Origin of the sequence: Sphingopyxis sp. EG6 (assembly GCF_003609815.1) — a bacterium.
In the GTDB taxonomy this organism is placed as follows: Bacteria; Pseudomonadota; Alphaproteobacteria; order Sphingomonadales; family Sphingomonadaceae; genus Sphingopyxis.
The window spans coordinates 1,006,107-1,023,174 of sequence record NZ_AP017603.1; the positions used below are offsets into that span (position 1 = coordinate 1,006,107).

Consider the following 17,068-nt stretch of genomic DNA (forward strand, 5'->3'; position numbering starts at 1 on the left):
GTTTCCCAGCCTGTCGGCGGGATCGATGGAAAAGGGGCGGGGCCGAGAGGCTGTGCCCCTTTTCTGTTGGGGCTCACGACGGGATGGCGAGGGGAGGGACGTGGCGGCGTGGTGATGGGTACGAGCAGCGGGCCTGCCTGATCCTCCCTGTGGCGAAGCCATGGGGAGGGGGACCGCGCCCGCAGGGCGTGGTGGAGGGGCAGCGACGTCGGCGCCATTGCCCCTCCGTCAGCGCTTCGCGCTGCCACCTCCCCATGGCTTCGCCACAGGGAGGATTCGTCGGCAGCGCCTTCCCCGAAAGCGGTAGCAGCCCTATTTATAGATGCACCCGTCCAGCCCATCACGGCGGACCTGGCCGATCCTCCGCTGGATCGTGTTGCCGTAGCGGCGCGTAAAGCCCGATGGGCTGACCGCTTCGCGTTTCTTGGGGAGCGGGAGGATTGCGGCGATGCGGGCGGCTTCGGCGGGGGTCAGCTTGCCCGCGCCATGCTTGAAATAGCGCTGTGCCCCGGCTTCGACGCCATAGGTGCCGATGCCGGTCTCGGCGACGTTCAGATAGACTTCCATGATCCGCCGCTTGCCCCAGATATTTTCGATCAGGAAGGTGAACCATACTTCGGGCACCTTACGGACGTAGCGGGTCCAGCCGCTGCCCTGCCACAGGAATACATTTTTCGCGGTCTGCTGGCTGATCGTCGATCCGCCGCGCATCCGCTTGCCCTTGGCGTTGCGTTCGATCGCCTGTTCGATCGCTTCGGTATCGAAGCCGTCGTGCGAGCAGAATTTGCCGTCCTCCGCGGCAATCACCGCACGGACCATGTTGCGGTCGATGGCGGACAGGCTGGTCCAGTCCTTGGTGATGTCGTTGCTGTCGGCGAGCATCGTGAAGGTGACGGGCGGCGGCACGACCGCGTAAAGCAGCACCCAAAGCACTGAAATTGCGACGAACCACAACAGCCATTTGAACGGTCGCAGGTACCAAGGGAGATTGCGGCGCTTCGGGCGTTTTTTGGCGGCGGTCGTCATGCCGTTTTCATAGCCGCTTGCCGATGGTCGGCAAGCGGCTGATTGACATGATGCCTTTTCAGGGCGCCTTGGGCCGCTCGCCGCGCTTGCCAATTGGCGCCGCGTCGAACGCGATCACCGCATTGGCGGGCGGCAGGCCGTCGATGGCCCGTGCGGCCACTGGTTGCCAGGCCTTTCGCTCGTTGAAGTCGGCGATGTCGGCGTAGCGTCCGACGATCCGCCCGGCGCCAAAGCGATAGGGCAGGCCTTCGCCGTCGAGCGGCGCGGCGCGGTCGGCGATATGGAAATGGAGATGCGGGCGGGTCACATGCCCCGACGATCCGACGCGTCCGATCACCTGTCCGCGGCGCACCCGCGTGCCGACCCTGATCCCGATGCCGGGTGCCAGATGCTGGTAAAAGGCATAGCGGCCATCGGGCAGGCGCAGCACGATCATCGCCCCGGTTTCATCCTCGACGCTGGTGGGCGCGCCGGGGGCAGCCACCTCCTTGACCGTCACCACCTCGGCGTCGGCCACCGCGAGCACGTCGGCGCCCGATCCGTCGGCTGCGACGTCGGTGCCGGTCGAGCCGGGATCAAAACCCGCCGCGGGCATCCAGTCGATCGCGTGCCGCCCGGGCAGGCGCACGCGCCCGCTGACCGCATAGGGAAAGCGGCGATGGCCGTTGTCGACATCGGGCAGCGCGACCGCGGTCCATGGCCCCCCGCGCAGCGGGGCGCCCAGCGCCGCGGCAAAGGCGCGCGTCGGGATGAATTCGCCGCCGGCGATCGTGACGCGGGCGCCCGGACCGCTGGCGCGGATCGGTGTCAGGCTGATCCGGTGAACGAGCGTCTTGGCATCGCCGCCCGCCCACGCGATCGACAGGTAAAAGATCGCGCGGCCGCCCGGCGCGATTTCGGTCGCGCCGCCTGGCTGCGCGCCGATGCGGCGCATCGGTCCGGCCGGGTCGATCCGCGCGACGCAGGCGCCATGCGCCGCCGGGCAAATGTCGATGGCGTTGATCGCGAGCGGCTGCGCGGAGAAATTGGTGGCGTGCAGTTCATAGACCAGCCGGTCCGCGCCATCGATCCGCGCGATCGACGGCACATAGGGGACCTCGAGATGGAGCGACTGAAAGGGACGCACCGCCGCGGACGCGGCGGTCGGAGCGGGGGTGGGGGCGGCAAGGGCGATCAGCAGGGCAAAGATCATCGGCAGGGCTCCAGTCGGGAAATGGGCCTGCGCTTTGGCGCCGAGAGGCACCCGCAATCGAGCGCCGATCTGTAGGCGGGATTATGGCACCGGTTCGGCGGGCGGCGATCGGGGCGCCAGCAGCATCGCCAGATTGGCGCGATAGCGGCGGCTCAGCCGCAACTCGGCGCCGCTCGTCAGCCGGACATGGGCATCGCCGCGCCCGATCGGCGCGATTTCGCGCACCCGGTCGATCCGGATCAGCGCGCCGCGATGGATGCGCGCAAACTGGCCGGTGGGCAGCCGCTCGGCCAGCGAGGTGAGCGACTGTTCGATCAGATGGGCGCCGTGCGCGCTGTGGATTTCGGCATAATCGCCCGCAGCGCCGATCCAGTCGATGCTGTCAAAGCGAAGGCGGTGGACGGTGCCGCGATTGCGGACGACCAGCGCATCGTCGTCGGTCGTCGGGGACGATGCGGCGCGCGCCGCCTGTCGCCGCGGCCAGCGCAGCCAGCCGATCGTCAGGCCGACGAGCGCCAGATAGAGGAGCCCGCTCGTATCGAGGATGCGCACGAACATGACCGACGTCATCTCCCAACGCGTCGCGGCCGCTCCGCCGCGATAGACCGGCCAATAGATCAGCGCGAACAGCAGGACATGCGCGCCGACCACCACCGGCCACAGCGACAGATAGGCGATGATGCGGAGCGACAGGCGGCGTATGCGGCGCTCGATCGCGATCACCGCGCCGACGATCGGCCAGCTCAGCAGCGCCCAGATCGAATAGATCGCCGCCGTATAGCCGAAGGTCGGCCACCAGGGTTGCGGGGTGCCGCGATAGGCGGCGAGGAAATTGCCCTGCAACGCCTGCGCCAGCGCGACGAGCGCCCAGCCCGACAGGATGATCGCGCTCCACGCGCGCCGATTGTCGGACAGGAACAGCCGCCGCGCCCGCGGCTCAGGCGCTGACGAGGCGCCGGTCACCGGCGAGCTTCAGCATCGCCTTTTGCAGCTTTTCGAACGCGCGCACCTCGATCTGACGTACGCGTTCGCGGCTGACGTCGTATACCTGGCTCAGATCCTCGAGTGTCTTGGGATCGTCGGTCAGGCGGCGCTCGGTCAGGATATGGCGTTCGCGCTCGTTCAGCGTTTCCAGCGCTTCGCTGAGCAGCGAATGGCGCAGGTCGCGTTCCTGTGCCTCGGCGACGCGCTCGTCCTGGAGCGGGCCTTCGTCGCCCAGCAGATCCTGCCACTGGCTGTCGCCATCCTCGCCCATCGGGACGTTCAGCGAGGTGTCGCCGCCCATCGCCATGCGGCGGTTCATGCTGGTGACCTCTTCCTCGGTCACGCCAAGGTCGGTCGCAATCTTGGCCAGATGTTCGGGCGACAGGTCGCCATCCTCGAACGCTTCCAGATTGTTCTTCATCCGGCGGAGGTTGAAGAACAGCTTTTTCTGCGCCGCGGTGGTGCCCATTTTGACGAGGCTCCACGACCGCAGGATGAATTCCTGGATCGAGGCGCGAATCCACCACATCGCATAGGTCGCGAGGCGGAAGCCGCGTTCGGGGTCGAATTTCTTCACCCCCTGCATCAGTCCGATATTGCCTTCGCTGATCAGCTCGCTGACCGGCAGGCCATAACCGCGATAGCCCATCGCGATCTTGGCCACGAGGCGCAGATGGCTGGTGACGAGCTGCGCCGCAGCTTCGTTGTCGCCATGCTCCTGAAACCGCTTTGCGAGCATATATTCCTGCTCGGGGGTCAGCAGAGGGAATTTGCGAATTTCGGCCAGATAGCGGTTCAGGCTGGCTTCGCCGCCGAGCGCTGGCACCGTGGCCGGAACATTGCTTTTAGCCATTGGAGAGCGTCTTCCCTTTTATATCTTGAGTCAGAATATGCCGCGGTTGGTTCCGGCGGTCAAAATAGATTTTCATTCGAAACCTAAACGCGCAATTCATCGATCAGTTCCCGCATGTCCGCTGGGTGTTCGCTGTCGAGCGCGATCCTGTTACCGGTCACCGGATGAATAAAGCCCAAATGGGCCGCGTGCAATGCCTGCCGCGCGAAATTCCGCGCTTTCAGAACCTCCGACAGCGGCTTTTTGGCGCGTCCATAGACCGGGTCGCCGAGCAGCGGATGGCCGATATGCATCATGTGGACGCGAACCTGATGGGTTCGGCCGGTTTCCAGCCGGCATTCGACCAACGTCGCGCCCGCCAGCGGTTCGACGGTGCGATAATGGGTCACCGCCCGCTTGCCGCGCCCTTCGCCGACGACCGCCATTTTCTTGCGATTGGTGGACGAGCGCCCGAGTTCGGCGTCGACCGTGCCGTTCGCGGGCATCGGACGCCCCGTCGCGATCGCGATATAGCGGCGGTCGATACTGTGCGCGGCGAACTGCTTCGCAAGCCCTTCGTGCGCGCGGTCATGCTTGGCGGCGACGATCAGCCCGCTGGTGTCCTTGTCGATGCGGTGGACGATGCCGGGCCGCGCGACGCCGCCGATCCCCGACAGCTGGCCCGCGCAATGATGGAGCAGCGCGTTGACCATTGTCCCGTCGAGATTGCCCGCGGCGGGGTGGACGACCATGCCCGCGGGCTTGTCGACGACGATCAGATGCTCGTCCTCGAACGCGATCACCAGCCCCATATCCTGCGCGATATTGTGCGCCGGGGCGGCGGCGGGAACGCGCACTTCGAGCGTGGCGGAGGCCGCGGCCTTTGCTGCGGGATCCCACAGGATCGTGCCGCTGCCATTGGTGACGCGGCCACCCTTGATCAGGCTTTTGACCCGCTCGCGCGACAGGCTGGGCAGCGCCTCGGCGAGCGCGCGGTCGAGCCGCAGTCCTGCCGCGCTGTCCGCCAGCGCCACGGTCAAAATATCATCATCCCCCTGCATTGGTCAGGATGTGGAAATTGGCGGCGCAATTTCAAGAGGAGGGGGCTTCGCTGCCACGTCAACGCACCATAACGTCATCCCGGCCTAAGCCGGGATGACAAACTATAGGGATCGTTCTTGCTCTGAACCGGCTCGGTGTCCTAGGGAGCATGCGCGCGCCGCTGATGTCTGGCTTGCGGGGAGTTAACCAATTCATGTCCGACGACCGCGTCGATTTTGCCTCCATGCTGGCCTCGCGCCTGTGCCACGACCTTTTGAGCCCGGTCGGCGCGTTCGCCAACGGGCTCGAACTGCTCGCCGACGAAAAAGACCCGGCGATGCGCGAACGCTGTTTCGAACTGCTCGAACAGAGCGCGCGGACGTCGGCGAACAAGCTGAAATTCTTTCGTCTCGCCTTCGGCTCGGCGGGCGGCTTTGGCGAGCTTGTCCCGGCGGACGAGGCCAAATCGGCGATTCAAGGGATTATTGGCGATCGCGCGATCGACCTCAACTGGATGATCGGGACCGAGCCGCTGCCCAAACCGGCGGTAAAGATCATCCTCAACCTGTCGCTGCTCCTCGTCGACGCGCTGGTGCGCGGCGGCCGGCTCGACGTCGGCTGCGAAAAGCAGGGGGAGGGCATCGAAATTGCCCTGCACGTCGAGGCCGAGCGCATCTTCCTCGACGCCGATGTCGAACGCATCCTGGCCGAAGGCGAGGGCGCAAGCCCGATGACCTCGCGCACCGCGCCCGCGGTGCTGGTGCAGGCGGTCGCGCGGCAGAGCGGCGGCACCGTCATGCTCGCCCGCGAAACGCCGACGTCGCTGCTGGTCGGCGCGGTGCTGCGCGGGCGCGGGTGAAGGCTCTCTGCAAGGCGGGCATTTGCCTGACCGAAAAACTACGCCGCGATCAGGCTGCGAACGGCCAGTTCGGTGCCGTGTTCGCGAGCCTTTGCCAGTTCGTAGCGGGCCTGCATCCGCATTATCGTTTCGGCCTTCACCCCGAAGGCGTTTTCGAACCGGATCGCCATCTCGGCGGTCAGCGCATAGCGACCGTTGAGCAAGCCGCTGATCGCTTGGCGGCTGACCCCAAACGCCTCGGCCAGATCGTTGATCTTGACGCCGTGCGCCTCGACGATTTCGGTCTTCAGCCATTCCCCGGCATGGATCGCGAACGACGGGTGAACCTTGATAGCCATAAGTGATAATCCTCTAAATCCAGATCGATGATCGCATCCTGATCGTCGATCGCGAATGTCATGCGCCAATTGCGCGTCACGGTCATCGCCCAGGTTCCGGCGCGGTCCCCGGTCAGGGGATGAAAGCCGTAGTTGGGCGGCGTCGCAAGTTCGTCCAGCGTGTCCGCGGCGATGATGAAGTTCAGCATCTTGAGCAACCGGTCGGTCAATTCACCCGGCAAGCCCTTCGGCTTTCCGGTTTCGACGAACCGACGGAGCGCCTTGTGCCGGATGCTCCCAATCTCCATGCGTAAAGCAATGCCTTACATTCCGTCATTCGTCAAGCGATAATGTAATGCACCGCTTTACGTGTGGCGGCGCCTGTCGCCAAGATTCGATCGGTCATCGCCGAAAGGGGGGAGAATATGCAAACCCTACATTAACCATTATCGGCCATGGTGCTGCTTCAGTTTCTGGGGCGCACCGGTACCGTGATAGACGATCTGCTGAACGATTTTTTGGCCGAAACGGCGGAAATCCTGTCCGAAGCGGGCGGGGCACTGGTGGCGTGGGAAGCCGATCCGGCCGACCGCGCGCAACTCGACGCCATTTTCCGGCTTGTCCACACGATCAAGGGCAGCTCGGGCTTTCTGTCCTTGCCGCGGGTCACCGCGCTGTCGCACGCCGCCGAAGATGCGCTCGATCAGGTCCGGCGCGGCAAGCGCGAGGCCAATTCGGCGCTGGTCACCGGGGTCCTTGGCATCATCGACCGGCTGAACATCCTGTGCGCCGCTCTGGGCAAGGATGGCGTCGAACCGACCGGCGACGATAGCGATGTGATTGCGGCGCTCGGCGAGCAGGCGGCGTCGACCGAGACGCGGTACGAGGTTGCCGGCGTGCCGCTGCGCCGCGACGATGATTTTCAGGCCGAACTGCAAAGCTGGCGATCGATCCGGGTGCCGCTGCCGCTGCTCGACAGCGTGATGACGGGGGTCACCGACATCGTCCTCGCGCGCAACGACTTTGCCCGGATGCTGCGCGAATCGGGTGCCAGCGCGACGGTGATCGCGTCGTTCGACCGGCTGTCGGATTCGATCGCCGGGATGCGCCAGTCGGTCAGCCAGATGCGGATGCAGCGCATCGACAAGCTGTTTGCGCCGCTGCCGCGGATCGTCCGCGACCTGGCGCAGGACATGGGCAAGAAGATCGCGTTCCAGACCAGCGGCGGCGAAGTCGAGCTGGACCGCGAGATGATGGAAAATATCCGCGACCCGCTGATCCACATCGTCCGCAACGCGATCGACCATGGCATCGAAGCGCTGGAGGATCGCGTCGCGGCGGGCAAGGATATCACCGCGACCATTTCGGTGTCGGCGCGTCAGTCGGGCAACCAGATCGAAATCGAAATCCGCGACGACGGCCGCGGCATGTCGCCCGACGCGCTGGTCGCCAAGGCGATCGCGTCGCGCGCGATCACCGCCGCCGAGGCGCGCGCGCTGTCGCCCAAGGACAAGCTGGAACTGGTCTTTCGCCCCGGCTTTTCGACCGCGGCGAAAATTACCGAAGTGTCGGGGCGCGGCGTCGGCATGGACATCGTCAAGGCGAATGTCGAAAAGATCGGCGGCGTCGTCGAGCTGCGTAACGATGAAGGGCGCGGCCTTTCGATCCTGCTCCGCGTGCCGATGACGCTGACCATCATTTCGGGGCTGATGGTGCGCGCGGCGGGCCAATATTTCGCGATCCCGCGCGGCGCGGTCCGCGAAATCCTGCTCGAAAATGGCGACACGGTGCGGATCGACCGCGTCGGGGGTGGCGAACTGGCGATGGTGCGCGGCGAACAATATCCGCTGTTGCGGCTGGAAACGGTGTTGGGACGTGCGGCGAGCGACGATGATGATATCGACGACCGGGCGCTGGTGATCGTGCGGCCGGGACAGGGGCAAAGCTATGCCCTGAGCGTCGCGGCGATCCACGATCATGAGGAACTGGTGATCAAGCCCGCCGCGCCGATGATCATGGCGACCGGGCTTTATGCCGGGACGACGTTGCCCGACAATGGCCGCCCCGTGTTGCTGCTCGACGTGCAGGGGCTGGTGGCGGCCGCGGCGATCGATGCAACCGAAGCCGGCCGCAATCATGATCAGATTGTTGCCGCCGAAGCGCAGGCCAATGCGGCGCGCAACGCGGCGCAGCTGCTGCTGTTCCGCGACACCAATGGCCGGGTCCGCGGCGTCCGCTTGTCGGTGATCGAGCGGGTCGAGGACGTGCCCGCATCGGCGCTGTTCGAAAGTGCGGGCCGGGTTCAGGCCCAGATCGGCGACGATATCTTCGCGGTTCATGCCGCAAAACTCCCCGAGACGGAGGGCTCGCTCAAGCTGCTCCGCCTCTACGACGGTCATTCGGTGCTCTGCTATCCGATCGCCGAAGTCATCGACATCGTGCGCCTGCCCGATGCGGTTCAGCCGTCGGCGGCGCCGGGGCTGATCGCGGGCGTCGTGCTCGTCGGGGGCGATCCGGTCGAGCTGATCGATCCGTTCTGGCTGATGGCGCAATATGCGGCGGGCGCCGCCGCGCCGGTGCCGCACCAACCGCTTTGCCGCCTTGCTGACGACCATGACGGGTGGGGTGACAATTTCCTCGCGCCGATCCTGCGTAGTGCCGGTTATCGCGTGCTGTCGGGCAGCGAAGACGCCGACGAGGCGCCCGATGTGCTGCTGTGCCTGACCGAGGATGGCGCGTCCTGTACGCATAGCGGCGAGGAAATTCCGGTGATCCGTCTGCGCAGCGCGATTGCCGCGACCGGGCCCGACGATGAAACCGTCTATCGCTACGACCGCCAGGCGTTGCTCGACGCCCTGGCGCGGCGCGTCGGAGGAGGCCGGGCATGATGGAAAAACTGTATCTGATCGCGCGCATCGCCGACACCCGCGTCGCGCTGCGCAGCCGCGCCATCAATTCGGTGGTCACGGTCGGTACGCCCGTTGAAGTGCCGGGCGCGCCGCCGCATGTCGCAGGGCTGTTCGCGCTGCGCAGCCGCGTCTTTACGCTGATCGATCCGCATGTGGTCATCGGCCTGCCGCCGGTCCCCGTCGCACCCGGCCAGCGGGTGATCGTCGTCGATGTCGCGGATCATGGCTACGCCCTGCTCGCCGACGAGATCGAGGATGTCTGCTTCATCGACGCGCCCGAAACCCGGGTCGCGGGCAAGCTGCTGCCGGGTTGGGCGCGGGTGGCCGACGCGATGATCGAACATGAAGGCGCTTCGCTGCTGGTCGTCGATCCGTCGCATTTCATCACCCTGCCGGTGATGAAAGCCGCGTGAGTTAACGGGCTGGATACGCATTCACACTAGCATGACGTGAAATATGGGTGTTGCGGAGGAATGAATGTCTAAATCTTGCCTGGTTGTCGATGACAGTAAAGTCATTCGCAAGGTCGCGCGCCATATTCTTGAAAGCATGGCCTTTGCCGTGGAAGAAGCCGCCGACGGGCAGGAGGCGTTGACCTTTTGCCGCGCCAACCGCCCCGACGTGATCCTGCTCGACTGGAACATGCCGGTGATGAGCGGGATGGAGTTTCTGGGCGCGTTTAACGACCTGGATTATGGCCATGAGGAACGCCCGCGCGTCGTGTTCTGCACCACCGAAAACAGCATCGACCATATCCGCGCCGCGATCGAAGCGGGCGCGGACGAATATGTGATGAAGCCGTTCGATCGCGAAACGCTGGAAGGAAAATTGCAGCTCGTCGGCGTCGCGTAAGCCGATGTCGATGCCGCGTCCGGTCCCCCTGATCCCCGACCCGGAACCGTCGACGCGCACGGTCCGGGTCATGCTGGTCGACGACAGCCTGGTCGTCCGCAGCATCCTCGAACGCATCGTCGATCATCATCCCGGGCTGGAAATTTGCGCGTCGGTTGCCTCGGCGCACGATGCACTGGCTTATCTGGCGCGCGAGCCCGTCGATGTCGTCGTGCTTGACATCGAAATGCCGGGCATGAGCGGGATCGACGCGCTGCCGCATATCCTGACCCGCGCCGCCAAGGCGCGCGTGCTCATCCTCTCGTCCAACTGCGTCGAAGGCGGTCCGGCGGCGATCGAGGCGTTGGCGCTCGGCGCCAGCGACACGCTGGCGAAACCCGGTCGCGGCAGTTTTTCGGGGCGCTTCGCCGAAGTACTCACCGATCGTATCATGTCGCTGGGGAACCAGCAGGATTTCCCGGCACCGGTCCTGGTCGCCGAACGCCGCGCGCCTGCTCCGGTGGCGCTCGCCATCGACAGCGATCAGGCAATCGACTGTATCGCGGTTGCGGCATCGACGGGCGGCATCCCCGCCTTCACCAACTTCCTCGCCAACCTCGACCCGCGGATCACCGCGCCGATCCTGCTGACGCAGCATCTGCCCGATGCCTTCATGGAATTTTACGCCAAACAGATCGCGCTGATGACGACGCGCCAGGTGTGCGTGGCGCAGGCCGGGATGGTCGTCGAGCGCAACAATATCTATCTCGCGCCGGGCGATGCCCACCTGCTTGTCGTCGCCAACGGCCGCCGCCGCGAAATCGCGCTCGACCATCGCGTCGTCGACAACGGTTGCTGCCCTTCGGCCGACCCGATGCTCGATTCGGTGGCCGACGTATATGGCAAGGGCGGGGTCGCGATCATCCTGAGCGGCATGGGCCGCGACGGCGCGATCGGGGCGGCGCGCCTGAAAGAGGCGGGGGGAACGATTTTTGCCCAAGCGCCCGAAAGCTGCGTCATCTGGGGTATGCCCGGCGCGGTGGCCAAGGCGGGGCTTGCCGCGGCGACGCTCAACCCCGACGCGATCGCCCTGATGCTGCGGAGCTTCAGGCCGGGGCCGCACAAGCCATGATGGGGGCCAGCGCCAGCGAGTCAGCCTATCGGGTGCTGATGGGGGTGCTGGAATCGCGGACCGGACAGACACTGTCGCCCAGCCGCATCTGGCGCATCGAAATGTCGCTGAAACCGGTTATGCAGCGCCATGGCATCGCCGACCTGGACGCGCTGGTCGCGGCGCTGGTGACCTCCAGCAGCCGCCAGCTGCTCGACGACACGGTCGATGCGATGCTGAACAATGAAACCTATTTCTACCGCGAATACAGCGTATTCGACGACATTGCTGTGAAAGTTCTCGAGCAGCTGCGCGAGATCAACAAGCTGAAGCGACGGCTGACGATCTGGCATTGCGGCGTGTCGACCGGGCAGGAAGCCTATTCGCTGGCGATGCTGATTGCCGAACAGGGCGAAAAATGGGCCGGCTGGCAGGTCGACATCGTCGGCACCGACGTCAGCTATCATGCGATCAGCCGCGCCCGCGTCGGGCTGTACAGTCAGTTCGAGATCCAGCGCGGGCTGCCGATCCAGCGCATGGTGCGCTGGTTCGACCAGACCGAAGGCGGCTGGCTCGCCAAGGCCGATCTGCGTCGCCGGATCGATTTTTCGGTGCAGAATATGCTGACCGACCGGCCACCGCTCGCCAGCCCCGCCGACCTGATCTTCTGCCGCAATCTGCTGCTCTATTTTTCGGCGCCGATGCGGCAAAAGGCGTTTGCGAAATTGCGCGCGATGGCGGCGCCGCAAAGCTTCCTCGTGCTTGGGGCGGGCGAAACCGTGCTGGGGCAGACCGATCAGTTTGTCGCGAGTCCGCGATTGCGCGGACTATATGAACCCGCCGACCAGCAGGTGCGGCGCGCGGCGGCCGCCTGACCTTGCATTTTGTGCGCTAGTGGCGCAATCGACGCACTGGCAAGCACAGGACGGGCCGCGAACCGCATGAGCGATTTTATCGAACGCTGGTCTCCCAATTTCGACGAGCGTGCGCTGCCCATCTCGATGGTCGTGCTGCATTACACCGGCATGAAGAGCGGCCCCGAAGCGATTGATTGGCTTGCCAATCCTGAATCGAAAGTGTCGGCGCATTATGTCGTCAGCGAGGACGGCCAGATCACCCATATGGTGCCCGAGGAAAAGCGCGCCTGGCACGCCGGAAAATCGCATTGGCGCGGGATCAGCGACATTAATTCGGCCAGCGTGGGGATCGAGATCGTCAATCCGGGGCATGAATGGGGCTATGTGCCATTCCCCGACCCGCAGGTCGCGTCGGTCGTCCGCCTCGTGCATCTGATCAAGGATCGCTACGCGATCACCCGCGGAAATGTCGTCGGCCATTCGGACATCGCGCCGACGCGCAAACAGGATCCGGGCGAGCTGTTTCCGTGGGAAGAACTTGCCCGCCGCCGCCTCGCCCTGCCGCGCCCGCGCAAGAAACTGACCGACCCGCTGTGGACCGACGCCGGATTCCTGCTCGCGCTCGAACGCTTCGGCTATGACGTGACCGACGGCTTTGCTGCAACGGTCGCGTTCCAGCGGCGCTTCCGCCCCGAACTGATCGACGGCACGATCGACGGCGAATGCCGCGCGATCCTGCTGGCGCTACTGCTGCCGCAGCCCGAGGGGAATTGATCTTCGGAACGCGCGGCGCATTGCCGCGCCGGCCATTCAATGCGGATCGGATACCGCCCTAGCGCACCCGTATGCCGCCCTTCCACATCGCGGTCGCGCGGCCCTGGACGGGCATGCCGTCGAACGGGGTGTTGCCCGCATAGGCCGCCATTTTCTTGGCATCGACCTGCCACGGGGTGCCGTCGTCGATCAGGATGAGGTCGGCGTCCTTGCCCACCGCAAGGCGCCCGGCGTCGAGGCCGAGCAGGCAGGCGGGCGTGGCAGCGAGCATGTCGAACAGGCGGCCCGGCGACACATGGCCGTCGCGCACGAGGTTTAGGCCCAGCGCGAGCAAGGTTTCGGCGCCCGCCATGCCGGGGAGTGCCTCGGCAAAGGGCAGGCGCTTGTCCTCGGGGCCGCGCGGGTCGTGGCCCGACGACAGGACGTCGATCGTGCCGTCGGCCACCGCGGCGAGGCACGCCTGACGGTCGTCCTCGCTGCGCAGCGGCGGCGACAGGCGCGCAAAGGTCCGGAAATCGCCGATCGCGGTGTCTGACAGGAACAGGTGCGCGGGGGTGATGCCGCAGAGGACGGGCAGTCCCTTGGCCTTGGCGGCGCGGATCAGGTCGAGCCCGCGTGCGGTGGTGACCTGGCGGAAATGGACGGGGGCGCCGGTTTCCTCGACGAGTGCGAGATCGCGGGCGATCGCCATCGCCTCGGCGATCGCGGGCGCAGAGGCGAGGCCGAGCCGCGTCGCCATTTCGCCGTCGGTGGCGACCGCGCCCGCGGTCAGCCCTTCATCCTCGGCATGGATGATCGTGACGAGGCCGAGCGAAGCGGCGTAGGCGAGGACGCGGCGCATCACCCCGCTGTCGGCGATGCGGGTGCGGCCGGTGGCGATGGCGCGGGCGCCGGCGCCTTTCATCAGGCCGATTTCGGCGAGCTCGCGGCCTGCGAGGCCTTTGGTGGCGGCGGCGAGCGGGTGAACCCACAGGTCGGGTTTGCCGCCCTTGGCGGCGCGCTCGACGAGGCCGGGGTCGTCGAGCGGCCCGGCGTCGGGCATCAGCGCGGCGCGGGTGATGCCGCCGAAGTGAAACGCGGGCTTGTCGGTCGCAAAGACGCCGAGGTCGATGATCCCGGGGGCAAGCCACTGGCCTTTGGCATCGACAATTTCGGTGCCCTCGGGCGTTTCCGTCGGGTCGAGCGCGGCGATCCGTCCGTCGATGACGAGCAGGCTGCCCGCGCGCGGCGTTTCGGCGTCGACCAGCTGCGCGTTGACGATGTGGAGCGGTTTCAGTTCCATCCCGGCACTCCCCGTTTGCGGCGCGTCAGGATGTCGAGGCACGCCATGCGCACGGCGACCCCCATTTCGACCTGTTCGGTGATCGTCGAGCGGGTGGGGTGGTCGGCGACATTGCTGTCGATCTCGACCCCGCGGTTCATCGGGCCGGGGTGCATGACGATCGCGTCGGGTTTGGCCTTTTCGAGCCGCTTCGGCGTCAAGCCATAGAACGCGTGATATTCGCGCGCGCTGGGCAGGTAGGCGCCGTCCATGCGCTCGTTCTGGAGGCGGAGCATCATCACGACGTCGGCGTCTTTCAATCCTTCGTCCATGTCGGTGAAGGTGGTGACGTGCATCCGGTCGACCGCGGGCGGGGTGAGCGTCGGCGGCGCGACGATCCGCACTTCGTTGCCGAGGAGGGTGAGCGCGAGGATGTTCGAGCGCGCGACGCGGCTGTGGAGGACGTCGCCGCAGATCGCGATGGTGAGGCCTTCGACCCGGCCCAGACGGCGGCGGATGGTGAGCGCATCGAGCAGCGCCTGCGTCGGATGCTCGTGGCGGCCGTCGCCGGCGTTGAGGACCGGGCAGTCGACCTTGTCGGCGATGAGCTGCACCGCGCCCGACGACGCATGGCGAATGACCATCGCGTCGGCGCGCATCGCGTTCAGCGTCATCGCGGTGTCGATCAGCGTCTCGCCCTTTTTCACGCTCGACTGTGCCGCGTGCATGTTGACGACGTCGGCGCCGAGGCGCTTGCCCGCGATTTCGAACGACAAAAGCGTGCGCGTCGAATTTTCGAAAAAGGCGTTGATGATGGTGAGGCCCGCGAGCCGGTCATCATGCTTCGCCGCACCGCTGCGGTTGAGTTCGACCCATTGTTCGGCGGCGTCGAGGACGTAGCTGATCTCCCACGGAGTCAGCTGGGCGATGCCGATCAGGTGGCGATGGCGAAAGGCATCGCCGCCGGGCGGATAGTCGCTGGCGGGTCGGGTGGTGGCGCTTGTCATTAAAGGGGAGCGTTTAGGAGGCGAGGGCGGGTCTGGCAAGCGAAGAAGGATCGTCGCCCCCGCGAAGGCGGGAGCCGCTATCGGCCTTATGCTACGTCGCTGGCGGCCCCCGCCTCCGCGGGGGCGACGGTCTGTGTTTGACCTGCCGTCAGCGCGTCATCGCGTCGATCGCGCCTTGCAAAATGAAGGCCGCTGCCGCGCTGTCGACGCGTTCGGCGCGTTTGGCGCGGCTGACGTCGGCGGCGATCATCGCGCGCTCGACCGCGGCGGTCGACCAGCGTTCGTCCCAAAGCAGGATGGGCAGGCCGAGGGGCAACAGGTTGCGGGCGAAGGCGCGGGTACTTTGAGTGCGCGGGCTGTCGCTGCCGTCCATGTTGAGCGGCAGGCCGACGACAAGGCCGACGATATGGTGCTGCGCGAGGACGGCCTTCAGCGTTTCGAGATCGGCGGAGAATTTCTTGCGAATGATCGTCTTATCGGGGGTCGCGAAGCTCCAGTTCACATCGCAGGTCGCGACGCCGATCGTTTTGGTGCCGACGTCGAGGCCCGCGAGGCGGCCGCCGCTGGGGAAGTTGGCGGCGAAGTCGGCGGCGGCGGTGGTGATCATCGCTCCCCCTCTACCCGCTCGTGTCGAGCGAAGTCGAGACACGTCGAAGGGTTGTGCGTGGCGAGCGTGTCTCGACTTCGCTCGACACGAACGGATTTAGGTTTTCGGCGTTGCGGCTGCGGGCGGTGTTGCGATTGGCGCCGCCGCGGGCGGCACCGGCGACGGCTTGCCTTCATACACCGCCAGCCGCCGCAGCGCATCGGCGCGGACATTCGCCCAGAACAGGGTGATGTCATAGACGTGATAGTTGTTGCCCGGCAGGACATAGCCCGCGACGACGTAGTTTTTAGCGATTTCGGCGTCGCCGATCATCAGCAGGCCGCGCGTGTCGTCGCATGTCGCGCCGATCTTGCCGGCGATCAGCGCGCCGCTCTTGAACCCCTCGGTGGGTTTGAGGGTGCCGAGATTGGCATCGGGTGCCCCCGCTGCATCGGGGGTGCCGGTCAGCGGATTGGTGCACAGCATCCGCGTCCCCGCGCGCGGACGGCCGTCGAAACCGATCGTGCCGTCATAGGCGCTGGTCACCATTTCGGGGTCGGCGGGGTCGGCAAAGGTCGCCCAGCTGAGGATGCAGCCCTTTTGTTCGGGGGTCTGGCACGCGGGCAGGCCGAGCGCGGCCATGTCGGTGTCGAGGCTGATCGGCCAGCCGACGACATAGGCGGCAACGATGCGTTTCGCGAGCGGTGTCCCTGCGACCTTGTTCTTGAGCAGGGTGGTGAGGTGGAGCGCGCCCTGGCTGTGACCCGCGAGGATGATCGGCTTGCCCGCGGGCTGCGCGGCGATGAAGGCGTCGAAGGCCTTTTCGACGTCGCGATAGGCGGCATCGATCGCCTTGCCCGCGGTGACGCGATCTTCGGCGAGGAAGGCGCCGAGCGTCGCCTGGCGGTACCGCGGCGCCCAGATTTCGCCCGCATCGGCAAAGGCGCTCGCCATGCCCTGAACGAAAAGGTTGGCGCGATGGTCCGAATCGCGATCCTCGAGCGGGGCGTTCCAGCTCGAGCGGCTGTAATAGCTGGTCGGGTGGACGAAAAAGACCGCGGCATTGCCCTTTTCGATCGGCGGCACGGCGGGTTCGGCAGCGCCTGCGGACGGGATCAGCTGGTCGCGCGACTGTGCGGCGGCGCTGTCGGGCGATGCTGTGCCCGCTCCTCCGTTGGCGGGGCGCCATGCCGACGGGTCGTTCGCCATGCCGGGACGCGCAAACCACATTTTGGCATCGTCATAGGCATTGGGTTCGACCGCCGCCTGTTGCTGAAATTCGGCGCTCGGCACGAAGGCGGTCCGCGCGACCCAGCCCGGAAACAGCTGGTACACGATGCCGGCAGCGAGGATCAGCAGGATGATCGCAGCGATGAAATAAAGAAATTTGCGGGCCAATGCGGGCTCCATGGGGGAGAAGGTGGGGGAGGACTGGTGCGCTGTTTGGCTTGCGCTTGGCAACGAAACAAGCCCAGATGTGG

General features: G+C 66.0%; 18 protein-coding genes. 7 read left to right on the top strand and 11 right to left on the bottom strand.

Annotation, left to right across the window (positions count from 1 at the left end):
- Window positions 1-312 precede the first annotated feature (312 nt).
- The 5 genes from mtgA to SPYCW_RS04935 form a co-directional block, all read right to left on the bottom strand.
- Entirely contained in the window at window positions 313-1,026 is a 714-nt protein-coding gene (gene mtgA / locus SPYCW_RS04915; protein WP_120215852.1) for a monofunctional biosynthetic peptidoglycan transglycosylase, read from the bottom strand.
- Between the two features lie 58 nt (window positions 1,027-1,084).
- Entirely contained in the window at window positions 1,085-2,218 is a 1,134-nt protein-coding gene (locus SPYCW_RS04920) for a M23 family metallopeptidase (protein WP_120215853.1), read from the bottom strand.
- Between the two features lie 81 nt (window positions 2,219-2,299).
- A complete protein-coding gene (locus SPYCW_RS04925; RefSeq protein ID WP_120215854.1) occupies window positions 2,300-3,181 on the bottom strand; it encodes a LytR/AlgR family response regulator transcription factor in 882 nt (293 codons plus the stop codon).
- A complete protein-coding gene (gene rpoH / locus SPYCW_RS04930) occupies window positions 3,156-4,055 on the bottom strand; it encodes an RNA polymerase sigma factor RpoH (protein WP_120215855.1) in 900 nt (299 codons plus the stop codon). Before rpoH ends, SPYCW_RS04925 begins: the two co-directional genes overlap by 26 nt.
- Window positions 4,056-4,138: 83 nt before the next feature.
- On the bottom strand, window positions 4,139-5,095 hold the full coding sequence (locus SPYCW_RS04935) for an RluA family pseudouridine synthase (protein ID WP_120215856.1): 957 nt from the start codon (window positions 5,093-5,095) through the stop codon (window positions 4,139-4,141).
- Between the two features lie 194 nt (window positions 5,096-5,289).
- Between SPYCW_RS04935 and SPYCW_RS04940 the strand changes: the two genes are divergently transcribed.
- Window positions 5,290-5,934, top strand: a complete 645-nt coding sequence (locus SPYCW_RS04940; RefSeq protein WP_120215857.1) for a histidine phosphotransferase family protein — start codon at window positions 5,290-5,292, stop codon at window positions 5,932-5,934.
- Window positions 5,935-5,972: 38 nt separating this feature from the next.
- Here SPYCW_RS04940 and SPYCW_RS04945 read toward each other — a convergent pair whose 3' ends face one another.
- Both SPYCW_RS04945 and SPYCW_RS04950 read right to left on the bottom strand, forming a co-directional pair.
- Window positions 5,973-6,272 carry a HigA family addiction module antitoxin gene (locus SPYCW_RS04945; protein WP_120215858.1) on the bottom strand — a complete coding sequence of 100 codons (300 nt, stop codon included), beginning with the start codon at window positions 6,270-6,272 and terminating at the stop codon, window positions 5,973-5,975.
- Window positions 6,221-6,559: a type II toxin-antitoxin system RelE/ParE family toxin gene (locus tag SPYCW_RS04950; protein ID WP_120215859.1), complete on the bottom strand. Its 339-nt coding sequence runs from the start codon at window positions 6,557-6,559 to the stop codon at window positions 6,221-6,223. Before SPYCW_RS04950 ends, SPYCW_RS04945 begins: the two co-directional genes overlap by 52 nt.
- 147 nt (window positions 6,560-6,706) lie before the next feature.
- Here SPYCW_RS04950 and SPYCW_RS04955 point away from each other — a divergent pair, with 147 nt between their 5' ends.
- From SPYCW_RS04955 to SPYCW_RS04980, 6 genes are all read left to right on the top strand, one after another.
- Complete coding sequence (locus SPYCW_RS04955; protein WP_120215860.1) at window positions 6,707-9,139, top strand: chemotaxis protein CheA; 2,433 nt, start codon at window positions 6,707-6,709, stop codon at window positions 9,137-9,139.
- Window positions 9,136-9,573, top strand: coding sequence for a chemotaxis protein CheW (locus tag SPYCW_RS04960; RefSeq protein WP_120215861.1), 438 nt, complete (start codon window positions 9,136-9,138; stop codon window positions 9,571-9,573). The genes SPYCW_RS04955 and SPYCW_RS04960 overlap by 4 nt, the downstream gene beginning before the upstream one ends.
- A gap of 64 nt (window positions 9,574-9,637) precedes the next feature.
- Window positions 9,638-10,012 (top strand): response regulator, encoded by a 375-nt coding sequence (locus SPYCW_RS04965; protein WP_120215862.1) that lies wholly within the window; start codon window positions 9,638-9,640, stop codon window positions 10,010-10,012.
- Between the two features lie 10 nt (window positions 10,013-10,022).
- On the top strand, window positions 10,023-11,123 hold the full coding sequence (locus SPYCW_RS04970; RefSeq protein WP_232014835.1) for a chemotaxis protein CheB: 1,101 nt from the start codon (window positions 10,023-10,025) through the stop codon (window positions 11,121-11,123).
- Window positions 11,120-11,977 (top strand): CheR family methyltransferase, encoded by an 858-nt coding sequence (locus SPYCW_RS04975; protein ID WP_120215864.1) that lies wholly within the window; start codon window positions 11,120-11,122, stop codon window positions 11,975-11,977. The genes SPYCW_RS04970 and SPYCW_RS04975 overlap by 4 nt, the downstream gene beginning before the upstream one ends.
- A 66-nt stretch (window positions 11,978-12,043) precedes the next feature.
- Window positions 12,044-12,733 (top strand): N-acetylmuramoyl-L-alanine amidase, encoded by a 690-nt coding sequence (locus SPYCW_RS04980; RefSeq protein WP_120215865.1) that lies wholly within the window; start codon window positions 12,044-12,046, stop codon window positions 12,731-12,733.
- Window positions 12,734-12,791: 58 nt separating this feature from the next.
- Here the strand turns inward: SPYCW_RS04980 and SPYCW_RS04985 are convergent, their stop codons facing one another.
- The 4 genes from SPYCW_RS04985 to SPYCW_RS05000 all read right to left on the bottom strand — a co-directional run bounded on the left by SPYCW_RS04985 (window position 12,792) and on the right by SPYCW_RS05000 (window position 16,985).
- Window positions 12,792-14,015 carry a dihydroorotase gene (locus SPYCW_RS04985; protein WP_120215866.1) on the bottom strand — a complete coding sequence of 408 codons (1,224 nt, stop codon included), beginning with the start codon at window positions 14,013-14,015 and terminating at the stop codon, window positions 12,792-12,794.
- Window positions 14,006-15,001, bottom strand: a complete 996-nt coding sequence (locus tag SPYCW_RS04990) for an aspartate carbamoyltransferase catalytic subunit (protein WP_120215867.1) — start codon at window positions 14,999-15,001, stop codon at window positions 14,006-14,008. Before SPYCW_RS04990 ends, SPYCW_RS04985 begins: the two co-directional genes overlap by 10 nt.
- A 148-nt stretch (window positions 15,002-15,149) precedes the next feature.
- Window positions 15,150-15,608 carry a Holliday junction resolvase RuvX gene (gene ruvX, locus SPYCW_RS04995; protein WP_120215868.1) on the bottom strand — a complete coding sequence of 153 codons (459 nt, stop codon included), beginning with the start codon at window positions 15,606-15,608 and terminating at the stop codon, window positions 15,150-15,152.
- 96 nt (window positions 15,609-15,704) lie between these two features.
- Window positions 15,705-16,985: a DUF3089 domain-containing protein gene (locus tag SPYCW_RS05000; RefSeq protein ID WP_120218114.1), complete on the bottom strand. Its 1,281-nt coding sequence runs from the start codon at window positions 16,983-16,985 to the stop codon at window positions 15,705-15,707.
- Window positions 16,986-17,068: the final 83 nt, after the last annotated feature.

Excerpts from the sequence above, each read along its gene's own strand:
- SPYCW_RS04945 (WP_120215858.1), bottom strand. The coding sequence starts at position 6,272 with ATGGCTATCAAGGTTCACCCGTCGTTCGCGATCCATGCCGGGGAATGG.
- mtgA (WP_120215852.1), bottom strand. The coding sequence starts at position 1,026 with ATGACGACCGCCGCCAAAAAACGCCCGAAGCGCCGCAATCTCCCTTGG.
- SPYCW_RS04975 (WP_120215864.1), top strand. The coding sequence starts at position 11,120 with ATGATGGGGGCCAGCGCCAGCGAGTCAGCCTATCGGGTGCTGATGGGG.
- SPYCW_RS04940 (WP_120215857.1), top strand. The coding sequence starts at position 5,290 with ATGTCCGACGACCGCGTCGATTTTGCCTCCATGCTGGCCTCGCGCCTG.
- SPYCW_RS04935 (WP_120215856.1), bottom strand. The coding sequence starts at position 5,095 with ATGCAGGGGGATGATGATATTTTGACCGTGGCGCTGGCGGACAGCGCG.
- SPYCW_RS04985 (WP_120215866.1), bottom strand. The coding sequence starts at position 14,015 with ATGGAACTGAAACCGCTCCACATCGTCAACGCGCAGCTGGTCGACGCC.
- SPYCW_RS04990 (WP_120215867.1), bottom strand. The coding sequence starts at position 15,001 with ATGACAAGCGCCACCACCCGACCCGCCAGCGACTATCCGCCCGGCGGC.
- SPYCW_RS04920 (WP_120215853.1), bottom strand. The coding sequence starts at position 2,218 with ATGATCTTTGCCCTGCTGATCGCCCTTGCCGCCCCCACCCCCGCTCCG.
- SPYCW_RS04960 (WP_120215861.1), top strand. The coding sequence starts at position 9,136 with ATGATGGAAAAACTGTATCTGATCGCGCGCATCGCCGACACCCGCGTC.
- ruvX (WP_120215868.1), bottom strand. The coding sequence starts at position 15,608 with ATGATCACCACCGCCGCCGCCGACTTCGCCGCCAACTTCCCCAGCGGC.
- rpoH (WP_120215855.1), bottom strand. The coding sequence starts at position 4,055 with ATGGCTAAAAGCAATGTTCCGGCCACGGTGCCAGCGCTCGGCGGCGAA.
- SPYCW_RS04950 (WP_120215859.1), bottom strand. The coding sequence starts at position 6,559 with ATGGAGATTGGGAGCATCCGGCACAAGGCGCTCCGTCGGTTCGTCGAA.
- SPYCW_RS04955 (WP_120215860.1), top strand. The coding sequence starts at position 6,707 with ATGGTGCTGCTTCAGTTTCTGGGGCGCACCGGTACCGTGATAGACGAT.
- SPYCW_RS04965 (WP_120215862.1), top strand. The coding sequence starts at position 9,638 with ATGTCTAAATCTTGCCTGGTTGTCGATGACAGTAAAGTCATTCGCAAG.
- SPYCW_RS04980 (WP_120215865.1), top strand. The coding sequence starts at position 12,044 with ATGAGCGATTTTATCGAACGCTGGTCTCCCAATTTCGACGAGCGTGCG.
- SPYCW_RS04970 (WP_232014835.1), top strand. The coding sequence starts at position 10,023 with ATGCCGCGTCCGGTCCCCCTGATCCCCGACCCGGAACCGTCGACGCGC.